Here is a 12,441-nt window from a genome sequence, read left to right as displayed (position 1 = left end):
GCTGATCGAGCTTCATCGGCTCGCGGAAGTCGTACTTCGTGCCGTCCACCGGCTCGGTGCCGGTCGGCAGCAGACGGTCGTCGACGGTCACATGCGTGTCGGCGGGCACCATCAGCGAGCACTGCGCGTTCTGGCCGTCGATCTCGTCGCCATACCCGTCGAAGCCGTTGGCCAGCCACGGGTGGATCGCCAGCGCCCACGGGGCGTTCGTCTCGCCGTTGTTGCGGGCGGCGACGGTCAGGCTCAGGCCGTTGTCGGTCAGCGTATAGGTGACGGCCACCACCACGTCGAACGGATAGCCGGCCATGTTCGGCACGCGCCAGGAGAGCGTGACGGTGGACTCGTCGAGGTTCTCCAGCGTCCAGTAGGCGCGGTAGCCGTAGCCGTGGATGGCGTTGCGGCGTTCGTGCTCGTCGATCGGCAGCTCGTAGGTCTTGCCCTCGAACGTGTAGACGCCGTCCTCGATGCGATTCGGGTAGGGGATGAGCAGCTGGCCGCTGGAGGCGGGGGCCACCTCGTTGGCGCCGAACGTGGCGATGACGTTCTTGCCCTGGTAGGTGAGCTTGCGCAGCGCGGCGCCCAACTCGGTGATGACGGCGACGTAATCACCGTGCGTGATGGTGTACTGATGGCCGGTGCGCGGCGTGGCAGCGATGGTCATGGATATCACTCCCATAGTGAAATGATGCGATTGTTATCGCTCACTATCGTACTGCCGATTCCCGGTTCCCGCATCGGCGCGGCCCGGTGTGTCCCGTGCGGGGCGCCGCGTCAATCGGCTCGTGCGCCGCCGCCGCATCGCCTGGCGTGTCCCCCGCGCGGGGGCGGTGCGCGGCACCCCGGAACAGGTAAGATGGCGTCAGAATGGAGGAACCATGACGAACGAACATTCCGGCCGCATCGTGCTGGCCGATCCGCGGGGATTCTGCGCCGGGGTGGACCGCGCGATCCTGACCGTGCAGACCATCCTGAGATCCGCGGCCGACGCCGAACGCGCGCGTGCCGCGGGACTGCCGCCGGTGTATGTGCGTCGCCAGATCGTGCACAACAGGCATGTGGTGGAGGATCTGTCCGCGCAGGGGGCGGTGTTCGTGCAGGAGCTCGACGAGATCCCCGACGAGGCCGTGGCCGCCGGCATTCCGGTGGTGTTCTCCGCGCACGGCGTCTCCCCGGAGATCAAGGCCGAGGCGGCGCGCCGCGGCATGCATGTGGTGGATGCCACCTGCCCGCTGGTCAGCAAGGTCCACCGTGAGGTGCTGCGATTCGTGCGGGAGGGGTACGAGATCATCTACATCGGGCACCGCGGCCATGACGAGGCCGTCGGCGTGGTGGGGGAGTCGCCCGAGCATGTACACCTGATCGAGCACGAGACGGACGTGGAATCGCTGGACTTCGATGATTCGACCAGGCTGGTGCTGCTCACGCAGACCACGTTGAGCGTGGATGAGACGGCCGGCACCATCGAGGCGCTGAAGCGTCGGTTTCCGTGGATCGAGATGCCGCCGAGCTCGGATATCTGCTATGCCACGTCCAACCGGCAGGCCGCGGTCAAGCTCGTCGCCGAGCAATCCGATTGCGTGGTGATTGTCGGCTCGGCGAATTCCTCGAATTCGGTGCGGCTGATGGAGGTGGCGCAGGAGGGCCTGGCCGATCGCGGCCGGGCCTATCGCGTCGATGATGCGGGGGAGTTGGATCCCGCATGGTTCGCCGGCGTGAGCGCGGTCGGCGTCTCCTCGGGCGCCTCGGTGCCGGACGAGCTGGTCGCCGGTGTGGTCAAGGCGCTGCGCGGGTTCGGATTCACCGAGGTCTCCACCGTCGAAACGATCAAGGAGCATATGCACTTCGTCCTGCCCGCCGAACTGCGCCGCTGACCGCCGGGTAAAGAAGTTACCAGGTGGCGATGGGGGCGGTGGCGGCGTTCAGAACCCTCACCAGATCCTGCGGGGCGATGCCGACGCTGAACCCGCGCTTGCCCCCGGACACCAGGATACGGTCATAGGCCAGCGCGCTCTCGTCGAGCACGGTCGCATGGCGCGTCCGCTGCCCGAACGGCGATATGCCGCCCACCACATAGCCGCTCTCGCGCATTGCCACCTTCGGATCGGCCATCGCGGCCTTCTTCGCGCCCACGGCGGCGGCCAGCGCCTTCAGGTCCATATGTCCGCTGACCGGCACCACGCCGACCACGCGCGCCGTGCCGGTGTCGGCCATCAACGTCTTGAACACCTGATGCTCGTCGAAGCCCAGCTTGCGGGCCGCTTCAATGCCATAGCCGTCATCCATGTGATCGTTGGAGTGCTCGTACTCGTAAGTCTCGAACGGAACACCCGCGCGTTCCAGCTCCACAATCGCCGGCGTGGACCCCTTGCCTGATGCTTTCCTACCCATGCCACCTATCCTATGTCGTGCCTCGGCACACGTCGGCATACGAAAAGGGCCGCCTCGGAAACCGGGACGGCCCGAACGGTTCGTCAGGAACCTAGCGGACTAGGCCGCTGAGGCTCACTTGGCGAGCTCGGCGAAGTACAGCAACGTACGAACCATGTTCGAGGTGAAGCCGTACTCGTTGTCGTAGAAGGCCACGGTGCGCACGAGCTGGACGCCGTCCACCTCGTTCACATCGGTCTGGGTCGGGTCGAACACGCCGCCGTGGGTGTCGCCGACGATGTCGCCGGAGACGATGCCGTCAGCGTTGTAGCCGTAGTACTCGCAGCCCTCGAAGGCATCCTTGAACGCGGCGTTGATCTCGTCCACGTTGGTTTCCTTCTCGAGCACGGTGAACAGCTCGGTCACGGAGCCGTCCGGAACCTGGACGCGCTGGGCGTGGCCCTGCAGCTTGCCGTCGACCTCCGGCACGACCTTGCCGATGGCCTTGGCGGCACCGGTGGAGTGCGCGATGGTGTTGACGGCGGCGGCGCGCAGGTCGCGGCCGTTCTTCTTGCCGCGCGGGCCGTCGAGGATCATCTGGGTGCCGGTGTAGGCGTGGATGGTGGTCATGAAGCCGACCTTGATGCCCCACTTGTCGTTGAGCAGCTTGACCATAGCGGCCATCGAGTTGGTGGTGCAGGAGCCGGCGGAGACGATGTTGTCTTCTGCCTTCAGGATCTCGTGGTTCACGCCGTAGACGACCGTCGGGGTGGTGGCGTCCTTGGCCGGAGCGGAGATCAGGACCTTCTTGGCACCGGCGTTCAGGTGGGCCTGCGACTTCTCAGCGGAGGTGTAGAAGCCGGTGCACTCGAGCACGAACTCGACACCGTCGTTCTTGACCCACGGGATGTTGTTCGCATCCGGCTCGGCGTACACCGGGTACTCCTTGCCGTCGACGACGATGGCGGAGTCGGTGGCGGAGACCTCGACCGGGGTGCCGTCCACGTGCTTGAAGGTGCCGTGCGTGCTGTCGTACTTCAGCAGGTACGCCAGAGCGGACGGGGAGGTCAGATCGTTGATCGCGGCGACCTCGATATCACCAGCCTCGCCGCCCTTCTGCTGCAGCTCGAAGATGCGACGGAACGCGAGACGACCAATACGACCGAAGCCGTTGATACCAATCTTGACTGTCATGTAGTTCTCCCTTGGGGATAGGCCGTGGCACGTTGTCGGAACCCCGCATGGCGCACGCGCGGCCGTTGAATACCAACACCTTGTACTTTAGTGCGTCGTCTGTACTTGGGCAACGGGACAAGCGGGGCTGTGAGATGAATTCTCAGGAATTTCCGTGAGCGCTCACACCCGTGGCGAGCACCGGGGACACAGCGGTATCGAGCGAACCGAGGTCTCCCGCGAATCCGTGGAAGCGGACGACCTCGGGCATCGGCGCCTCGGCGGGGAACGTGACGATCAGCGTGCCGTGATGGACGTTGATCGCCGAAGGCACGCCCTGCAGGAACTCGTTGCTGACGCCGTTGACACGGGTGTTGGTCATCGTGGCGTGCCTGAGCTGGTATTTCAATCCCGGTTCGTTGACGTCGCGCGCCTCATCGCTCAGCGAGAACACGGAGACCATGCGTCCGGGGGCCACGTCGTTGGCGGGGAAGCGCAGCTCGCCGTCGGTGATCGCCGTGACCACCGTGCCGTCGCCGTGCAGGAACCCGATGCCGCCGTGCCGGGAGACGAGCGCCATCAGCTGGATGTTGGCGATGGTGTGGTCGATGCGTCCACCCAGACCGCCGTGGACGTGGAAGGTGCGGCAGCCGTGCGACCAGCCGATCTTGAGCGCCGAGAGCATGTCCGGATCGTCCTTCTCCGCGGGCAGCGCGATGGTGCGCTCCCCGTCCGCCGGACGGCGTCCCGTGAGCGAATCGAAATCCCCGATGACGACGTCGGCGGTGAGGCCGAGCCCGCGCACATGGTCCAGACCGCCGTCCGCGGCCACGATGAATGCTCCGTCGGGGACAATGGGCGCGTCATAGTAGTCGCCCGCGCCGAAGATCACACAGGTGTCGTCATGCATGAGCCCCACTGTACCGCGGCTCGGCGTCAAGCGGCGGGTGTCGCCTCGCTCACAGGAACGGCACAACTGTTTGCTAAGCTGACTGGCAGTATCGGTGCCGGGCGAGGACCCGGCAGCACCATAAAAGAGGATATAGAGGAAACAGAGGAAGAAGGAGCGCCGTATCCATGTGCGGTATCGCCGGTTTCGTCAATGACATGCCGATTGATGTGAAATGTCCCGTCCTGAAGCGGATGACGGATATTATCGCGCATCGCGGTCCCGACAGCGAGGGCAGCTATGTCGACGAGCATGCGGCCCTGGGGCACCGCCGTCTGAGCATCATCGACCTGGGCGGCAGCTCGCAGCCGATCTACAACGAGGACCGCACGCTGGTCATCACGTACAACGGCGAGATCTACAACTACCAGCCGCTGCGCGAGGAGCTGCTCGCGCTGGGCCACACCTTCGCCACCGAGGGCGATACGGAGGTGATCCTGCACGGCTACGAGCAGTGGGGCGCGGACGTGCTCAAGCGGCTGCGTGGCATGTTCGCCTTCGTGATCTGGGACACGAAGACCCGCACCCTGTTCGGCGCGCGCGACCACTTCGGCATCAAGCCGTTCTACTATGCGCAGATGAACGGCACGTTCATGTATGCCTCGGAGATCAAGGCGCTGCTGCAGCACCCCGACTTCGTCAAGGAACTCAACGCGGACGCACTCAAGCCGTATATGACGTTCCAGTACCCGGCGATCTCCGAGACCTTCTTCAAGGGCGTGTACAAGCTGCCCGAGGGGCACTGCTTCACCTACCGGGACGGCCGGATGGACATCCGCCGCTACTATGACGAGACCTACACCGAGGGCGGCATGGGCCTCAAGGAGCTTGTCGACACCATCGACCGCACGGTGTGCGACTCGGTCAAGGCCCATCAGATCGCCGACGTGGAGGTCGGCTCGTTCCTCTCCAGCGGCGTCGACTCCAGCTATGTGGCCGCCGTGGCCCGCCCCGAGCACACCTATTCGATCGGCTTCGGCAAGGGCACCTACAACGAGTCGCAGCAGGCACAGGAACTGGCGCAGATCATCGATCTGAACAACACCTCCGAGGCGCTGGGCGGCGACGAGGCCTTCGAGAACTTCCCCCGCATCCAGTGGCATCTGGACGAACCGGATTCCAACCCGTCCTGCGTGCCGCTGTTCTTCCTGTCCGAACTGGCCAGCCGTGATCTGCGCGTCGTGCTGAGCGGCGAAGGCGCGGACGAGCTGTTCGCCGGATACATCGACTACGGCGTGCACACCCACTCCAAGGCCATCAAGGTGGTCACGCGGATGCTGACCCACCTGCCCCAAGGCATGCGCCACGCCATCGCGCGGTTCTGCAAAGGCAAGACCTTCCACGGCGCATGGCATCTGTACGCCAATCTGGCCCCGGCCGAGGAGAGCTTCATCGGCCAGGCGAAAGTCTTCACCGAGGACGAGGCCGCCAAACTGCTCAAGCCCGAGTACCGCAACGGTCCGAGCGTGGCGAGCATCGTCGGCCGCATCTATGCGCGCGTCAAGGGCCGGGGCATGTCCGAGCTGAAGAAGAAGCAGTATCTGGACATGCACCAGTGGATGCCCGGCGATATCCTGCTGAAGGCCGACAAGCTGACGATGGCCCACTCGCTGGAGCTGCGCGTGCCGCTGCTCGACAAGGAGCTGATGGCCGTGGCCGAGCAGGTGCCGACCAAGTACCTGATCACCGACGAGAACACCAAGTTCGCGTTCCGCCAGGCCGCCGCCCGCCATCTGCCGAAGGAATGGTACGACCGTGAGAAGCTCGGCTTCCCGGTGCCGATCAAGATCTGGCTGCGTCAGGAGAAGTACTACCGCCACGTCCGCGCGCTGTTCGAGCAGGAATGGGTGGGTCGGTTCTTCGACCAGGATGCGCTGCTCAAGATGCTCGACGACAACTACGAGGGAACAACCGACGATCGCCGCAAGATCTGGACCGTGTTCACGTTCCTGACTTGGTACGACGTCTACTTCAACCGCGACGGCTCCAAGCCCGATCTGGTCGACCTGACCGCGTGAGTCCGTGCGTCCGGGCATCCGTGTGACCCGGATGCACGGCCCCGCATGGACGCCGCATCCGCGACACGCCCGTCCGGGCATGTGGTACACTATCCAAGGCTTGAGAAATCAAGAAAGCGGGGAAACCCCACCTGGAAGCCTGTTACGGCCTCGGGTCCAAGGCATGAGCCCGACGATGGCTATCGTCCGCTCGCGGTGCCCATGTGCGCCGCCATGTACAGTGTCCGCGTCAACGGATGCATGATGACATGCCCTGACTCGACGACGTGCGCGCCGAACGGTGAGCCCGCAAGGAAACACCGAGGATTGGAGTCATCATCAGCGACGAACCACGCATTAACGACGAGATTCGCGTCTCCCAGGTGCGCCTGATCGGCCCGAACGGCGAGCAGGTGGGGGTCATCGCGACCTCCGTCGCACTGAACCTGGCCAAGGAAGCGAACCTCGATCTCGTCGAGGTGGCACCCAACGCAAAGCCTCCGGTCGCCAAGCTCATCGATTACGGCAAGTTCAAGTACAACGAGAAGATCAAGGCCCGTGAGGCCCGCCGCAATCAGAACACGGCCGAGATCAAGGAGATCCGTTTCCGCCTGAAGATCGACGACCATGACTTCGAGGTCAAGAAGGGTCATGTCGTCCGTTTCCTCAACGGCGGGGACAAGGTCAAGGTCACCATCATGCTGCGCGGTCGCGAGCAGTCGCGTCCGATCGGTGGCGTGGAGATGCTGCAGCGCCTGGCCGCCGACGTGGAGGAGTACGGCACCATCGAGTCCGCTCCGAAGCAGGAGGGCCGCAACATCATCATGACGCTGGCCCCGAAGGGCAAGAAGGTGCACACGCAGTCCGAGCAGCGCCGCCGCGGCGCGGAATCCCGCGCCGAGCGCCAGGCCCGTCAGGCCGCACGCTTGGCCGCCAAGCAGGAGGCCCAGGCCCAGGCCGCCGCCGAGGCCCAGGCCGCGGTGAACGGTCAGTCGAAGACTTCCGCGAAGAACAACACAACCAAGGAGGGCAGCAATGCCGAAGATGAAAACTAATTCCGCCGCGTCCAAGCGCGTCCGCGTCACCGGCAAGGGCAAGCTGATGCATGTCGGCAGCGGCATGCGCCACAACCTGGAGCACAAGTCAGCCCGCAAGCGCCGTGCGCTGTCCGCCGACGAGGTCATGGCCCCGAACCAGGTCAAGCGGATGAAGAACCTGCTCGGTATGTGAGCTGCTTCGAGATCGAACAAGACGTCAACAGAAAGCTGAGGAATAGATTATGGCACGTGTCAAGCGCGCAGTGAACGCCCACAAGAAGCGTCGCGTCGTTCTCGAGAGGGCCTCGGGCTACCGCGGCCAGCGCTCCCGCCTGTACCGCAAGGCCAAGGAGCAGCTGCTGCACTCCTTTACCTACAACTACCGCGACCGCAAGGCTCGCAAGGGTGACTTCCGCAAGCTGTGGATCCAGCGCATCAACGCCGCGGTCCGCGCCGAGGGCATCACCTATAACCGCTTCATCCAGGGCCTGCGCCTGGCCGGCATCGAGCTCGACCGCCGCGCCCTGGCCGAGCTGGCCGTCTCCGATCCGGAGACCTTCAAGGCCATCGTCGCCGAGGCCAAGAACGCCCTGCCGGCGGATGTCAACGCCCCGGTGGAGGCCTGAATCGGCGTGACGCACGCATGATTCCTGTTGCGAAACCCCGCTTCGGCGGGGTTTCCTTGTATCTACCGGAGGAACGGTAGAGGGAGGGAGACCCGGATGGAATCCGAATTCGGGCGGCTGTTGGAGCAGTTCCTCACGCATATCGGCGTGGAACGGGGACTGGCGCAATCCACCGTTGACGCCTATGCGTCCGATCTGCGCCGGTATCTCGACTGGCTGGAGGCCCGCGGCGTCCACGGGCCGTCCGCCGTCACCAGGCAGGATGTGGAGGATTACGTCGCCGACCTGGATGCGGCGGGGGAGAGCGGCAGCAGCAAGGCCAGACGATTGGCCAGCATCCACGCGTTCCATCAGTTCGCCCTCGCCCAGCAGGCCGTGGCATCGGATGTGGCTGCGACGGTTAAGGCCCCCAAGGGCGCCGGCACGCTGCCCGACGTACTGACCGTGGACGAGGTCGCCCGCCTGCTGGAGGCCGTTCCGCAACCCGGGGGTGCGGGCGTGGCCGGCGTGGAGGACGCAGTGCTGGTGCGCGACCGGGCGCTGCTCGAACTCATGTACGCCACCGGCGCGCGCGTCTCGGAGATCGTAGGCGCGGACATCGACGACATGGATTCCGACGAGCATGTGATCCGTGTGACGGGCAAGGGCTCCAAGCAGCGACTGGTGCCGGTGGGCGGGTACGCCTGTCAGGCCCTGCGTCGGTATCTCGATGAGGCGCGTCCGGTGCTGGAGCGGTGCAAACGTTCGGGAACGGAGCGTCGGGCGCTGTTCCTCAACAAGCGCGGCTGCCGGCTTTCCCGGCAATCGGTGTGGGAGGTGGTCAAGGCCGCCGGCGAACGGGCGCATATCGCCAAGCCGCTGCATCCGCACACGCTGCGCCACTCCTTCGCCACGCATCTGATCCAGGGCGGGGCCGACGTGCGCACCGTGCAGGAGCTGCTCGGCCACGCCTCGGTCACCACTACGCAGATCTATACGCATGTCAGCCCCGAATCGCTGATCGAGGCCTATCTGACCGCCCACCCGCGCGCCCGGTGAACGCGACTGCCCCGCAGATGCCTGCAGGGGGCACGCCTCGAACGCCGCGTGATGTCTTCGGACACATTGTCGCGATACGATAGCAATCGGAAGACTTCAGCCATGGTCGCGACACGGGTCGCCGCCACAGGAATGGAGACGGTATGGGCGCGGCGCAATCGCAGGGCAGTGGGACGGGGCCGTGGTATGACGAATCCACGACGCACCGGTTCCGGCAGGGGTTGCTGCCGATAGGCGGCACGTACGCCGTGCCGGCCATGGATGACGGGGGGACACGTGTCGGAACCTCGTCGGATGAGCGCATGAATGTTGATAAGGTGAACAGTATGCCTACGGATCTGCTTGGTCGTGAATATGAGACGTTCCCCGCGCCCGAACCGCTGCGTCAGCACGGTCCGGCGCGGATTATCGCGATGTGCAACCAGAAGGGCGGCGTCGGCAAGACCACCAGTTCGATCAACATCGCCGGCGCGCTGAGCCAGTACGGGCGCCGCGTGCTCATCGTGGACTTCGACCCGCAGGGTGCGGCCACCGTGGGCTTGGGCATCAACGCGAACACCGTGGAGAACACGGTGTACACGGCGTTGTTCGACATGTCCGTGGATCCGCATGACGTGATCCACGCCACCGATTTCGAGAACATCGACATCATGCCGGCGAACATCGACCTGTCGGCCGCGGAGGTGCAGCTGGTCACCGAGGTCGGCCGCGAGCAGGTGCTGGCGAGCGTGCTGCGCAAGGTGCGCAACGAATACGACGTGATCATCGTCGACTGCCAGCCCTCCCTGGGCCTGCTGACGGTGAACGCCCTGACCGCGGCCGACGGCGTGATCATCCCGGTGGCGGCGGAGTTCTTCGCGCTGCGCGGCGTGGCGCTGCTGATGCAGTCGATCGAGAAGGTGCAGTCCCGCATCAACCCCCGTCTGGAGGTGTACGGCGTGCTGGTCACCATGTTCACGCGCACGCTGCACTGCGAGGAGGTGCTGCAGCGCATCTACGAGGCCTTCCAGGGCAAGGTGTTCCACTCGGTCATCTCCCGGTCGATTAAGCTGCCGGACGCCACGGTGGCGGCCGCGCCGATCACCATCTACGCCCCCGGGCACAAGACGGCCAAAGAATACCGTGAGGTGGCTCGCGAGCTGATCGCCAAGGGCATCGTGCCCTGACCGGCGGCGTGGCCATGGTGGAATGGGCAGAGCTAGCGGAGCCGGAGGGACGTGCCGTCGACTCCGGATTCGCCGTCAGTCTGGACGTGTATTCCGGCCCGTTCGACGTGCTGCTGGGCATGATCGCCGGCAATCGCCTGGAACTGACCGAGGTTTCACTCTCGGCGATCACCGAGGAGTTCCTGGAGTATGTCCGGGGTATGGATGTGGCGCGCAACATGGAGGCCGCCAGTTCGTTCATCGACGTCGCCTCGATCCTGGTGGAGGCCAAAAGCGCCGCGCTGCTGCCCGGGGATGAGGATGGCGGGCGTGACGAGCGCAGCATGGAGGCGCTGCGCGAGCGTGATCTGCTGTTCGCCAGGCTGCTGCAGTACCGCGCGTTCAAGCAGGCCGCCGACGACTTTCGTGCGCGTCTGGCCGCGAATTCGGGCCGGTTCCCGCATCCGGCGGTGATGGATGCCGGCATGTCGACCTTGCTGCCCGAACTGGTCTGGACGCTGACCCCCGAGGACCTGGCCCGGCTGGCCGCGCAGGCGTTCGCCAACGCGCCGGCCAGCGAGGTGTCGGTGCATCAGCTGCATATGCCGATGGTGGACCTGCGCGCCCAATCCATGCTGGTGCGGGACCGACTGCGCGCCCTGCCGACCGGAGGGTCGATGACCTTCGCCGAACTGACGGCGGATGCGTCCGCCACCATTGAGGTGGTGGCCAGGTTCCTGGCGGTGCTGGCGTTCTTCAAGCAGGGCGTGCTGCAGTTCAAGCAGGCCGGTCCCTATGAGACCCTGCACCTGCGGTGGGTGGCCGGCGCGGAGGAGACGGACACCGCGATCGACGAACGGGATTTCGCATGACAATCGGATACAGCGGGAGGCGGCTGTGATGGACCAGAACGAGCGGACGGTCGGGGCGGCTCGCCCCGAATACGTGGACTTCGACGTCGACGGATTCCCCGGTGGCCTGCCGGCATGTCTGGAGGCGGTGCTGATGGTCTGCGACCAGCCCCAGCAGGCCGCCGATCTGGCGCGGGTGCTGGCGGTGGACGAGGAACGGGTAACCGCGGCGCTGGAGACGCTGCAGCGCGACTATGACGGTTCGGACGTCTCCGGTCGCGCCCCCAAGGGTTTCGAGCTGCGCCGTACCGCCCGGGGGTGGCAGTTCTCCAGTCGCGCGGTGTTCGAACCGGTGGTGTCGGCGTTCGTGACCGACGGGCAGACCGCGCGCCTGTCGCAGGCGGCGTTGGAGGCGCTGGCGATCATCGCGTACCGGCAGCCGATCACGCGTGCGCAGATCGCGGCGATCCGCGGCGTCAACTCGGACGGCGTGGTTCGGGCGCTGATCGTCCGCGGTCTGGTGCGCGAGGAGGGGATGGAGCCGGAGTCCCGCGCCGCGCTGCTGGTGACCTCCGCGCTGTTCCTGGAGAAGATGGGGTTGTCGTCGTTGGAGCAGCTGCCGGGGCTGGCCCCATTCCTGCCGGACTCGGTCGATGAGGCGTTGGTCCCGCCCGAGCGCCGAGGATTGGGGCTGGAGGACTGACACAGTACTGACACGGCCGAAAAAATAGTTTACGGTGTTCAGTATTCTGGGTGTAATGTAGGGTGCGAACCTACACGAGAACGGATACCGAAACAGAGGAGTCAACCGTGGTGCTGCAGATCAAGGACATCCACAAGCAGTACAAAACCGGCGATTTCGTGCAGAAGGCGCTGGACGGCGTCACGCTGAACCTGCGCGACAGCGAGTTCGTGGCCATCCTGGGGCCGTCCGGATCGGGCAAGACCACGCTGCTGAACATCATCGGCGGCCTGGACCGCTATGATTCCGGCGATCTGGTGATCAACGGCACCTCGACCAGGCAGTACAGGGACCGCGACTGGGATTCGTACCGCAACCACACCATCGGCTTCGTCTTCCAGAGCTACAACCTGATTCCGCACCAGAGCATCCTGGCCAACGTGGAGCTGGCGCTGACCATCTCGGGCATCCCCCGTTCGCAGCGCCGTCAGCGCGCCCGCCGCGCGTTGGCGCAGGTCGGGCTCGGCGCCCACGTCCACAAGAAACCCAACCAGCTCTCCGGCGGCCAGATGCAGC

The 12,441-nt window shown here is 65.3% G+C and carries 14 protein-coding genes; 10 read left to right on the top strand and 4 right to left on the bottom strand.

Features of this window, described 5'->3' with window-relative positions; all coding sequences use genetic code 11:
- Positions 1 to 661, bottom strand: a 661-nt coding sequence (locus B4C31_RS02715; RefSeq protein WP_414631831.1) for an aldose epimerase, incomplete at its 3' end; no start/stop codon positions are given.
- Between the two features lie 214 nt (positions 662 to 875).
- On the opposite strand from B4C31_RS02715, the gene B4C31_RS02710 reads away from it, so the two are divergent.
- Positions 876 to 1,871 (top strand): 4-hydroxy-3-methylbut-2-enyl diphosphate reductase, encoded by a 996-nt coding sequence (locus B4C31_RS02710; protein WP_291531240.1) that lies wholly within the window; start codon positions 876 to 878, stop codon positions 1,869 to 1,871.
- 16 nt (positions 1,872 to 1,887) lie between these two features.
- Here B4C31_RS02710 and ybaK read toward each other — a convergent pair whose 3' ends face one another.
- The 3 genes from ybaK to B4C31_RS02695 all read right to left on the bottom strand — a co-directional run bounded on the left by ybaK (position 1,888) and on the right by B4C31_RS02695 (position 4,450).
- Positions 1,888 to 2,388, bottom strand: a complete 501-nt coding sequence (ybaK, locus tag B4C31_RS02705) for a Cys-tRNA(Pro) deacylase (protein WP_043168555.1) — start codon at positions 2,386 to 2,388, stop codon at positions 1,888 to 1,890.
- Between the two features lie 114 nt (positions 2,389 to 2,502).
- Entirely contained in the window at positions 2,503 to 3,561 is a 1,059-nt protein-coding gene (gene gap / locus B4C31_RS02700; RefSeq protein WP_033505974.1) for a type I glyceraldehyde-3-phosphate dehydrogenase, read from the bottom strand.
- A gap of 142 nt (positions 3,562 to 3,703) precedes the next feature.
- Positions 3,704 to 4,450, bottom strand: a complete 747-nt coding sequence (locus B4C31_RS02695) for a thiamine diphosphokinase (RefSeq protein WP_291531239.1) — start codon at positions 4,448 to 4,450, stop codon at positions 3,704 to 3,706.
- 167 nt (positions 4,451 to 4,617) lie between these two features.
- On the opposite strand from B4C31_RS02695, the gene asnB reads away from it, so the two are divergent.
- The 9 genes from asnB to B4C31_RS02650 form a co-directional block, all read left to right on the top strand.
- Positions 4,618 to 6,507, top strand: a complete 1,890-nt coding sequence (asnB, locus tag B4C31_RS02690; protein ID WP_291531238.1) for an asparagine synthase (glutamine-hydrolyzing) — start codon at positions 4,618 to 4,620, stop codon at positions 6,505 to 6,507.
- A 305-nt stretch (positions 6,508 to 6,812) separates the two neighbouring features.
- Positions 6,813 to 7,541 (top strand): translation initiation factor IF-3, encoded by a 729-nt coding sequence (gene infC, locus B4C31_RS02685; RefSeq protein WP_033505978.1) that lies wholly within the window; start codon positions 6,813 to 6,815, stop codon positions 7,539 to 7,541.
- Positions 7,522 to 7,716 (top strand): 50S ribosomal protein L35, encoded by a 195-nt coding sequence (gene rpmI / locus B4C31_RS02680; RefSeq protein ID WP_291531237.1) that lies wholly within the window; start codon positions 7,522 to 7,524, stop codon positions 7,714 to 7,716. The genes infC and rpmI overlap by 20 nt, the downstream gene beginning before the upstream one ends.
- A 49-nt stretch (positions 7,717 to 7,765) precedes the next feature.
- Positions 7,766 to 8,149 (top strand): 50S ribosomal protein L20, encoded by a 384-nt coding sequence (gene rplT / locus B4C31_RS02675; protein WP_033505982.1) that lies wholly within the window; start codon positions 7,766 to 7,768, stop codon positions 8,147 to 8,149.
- 96 nt (positions 8,150 to 8,245) lie between these two features.
- Positions 8,246 to 9,187, top strand: coding sequence for a site-specific tyrosine recombinase XerD (xerD, locus tag B4C31_RS02670; RefSeq protein WP_291531236.1), 942 nt, complete (start codon positions 8,246 to 8,248; stop codon positions 9,185 to 9,187).
- A gap of 326 nt (positions 9,188 to 9,513) precedes the next feature.
- Positions 9,514 to 10,353 carry a ParA family protein gene (locus B4C31_RS02665; RefSeq protein WP_129237102.1) on the top strand — a complete coding sequence of 280 codons (840 nt, stop codon included), beginning with the start codon at positions 9,514 to 9,516 and terminating at the stop codon, positions 10,351 to 10,353.
- 14 nt (positions 10,354 to 10,367) lie between these two features.
- Complete coding sequence (locus B4C31_RS02660; RefSeq protein ID WP_291531235.1) at positions 10,368 to 11,204, top strand: segregation and condensation protein A; 837 nt, start codon at positions 10,368 to 10,370, stop codon at positions 11,202 to 11,204.
- Between the two features lie 28 nt (positions 11,205 to 11,232).
- Positions 11,233 to 11,886 carry an SMC-Scp complex subunit ScpB gene (gene scpB, locus B4C31_RS02655; protein ID WP_291531234.1) on the top strand — a complete coding sequence of 218 codons (654 nt, stop codon included), beginning with the start codon at positions 11,233 to 11,235 and terminating at the stop codon, positions 11,884 to 11,886.
- 110 nt (positions 11,887 to 11,996) lie between these two features.
- A partial coding sequence (locus B4C31_RS02650) for an ABC transporter ATP-binding protein (protein ID WP_291531233.1) occupies positions 11,997 to 12,441 on the top strand: 445 nt, incomplete at its 3' end.

This window comes from Bifidobacterium sp. UBA4282 (assembly GCF_002394995.1).
GTDB lineage: Bacteria > Actinomycetota > Actinomycetes > Actinomycetales > Bifidobacteriaceae > Bifidobacterium > Bifidobacterium pullorum_B.
Note: the sequence above shows the minus strand (reverse complement) of the source record. Positions and strands in the feature narration are given on the sequence as shown.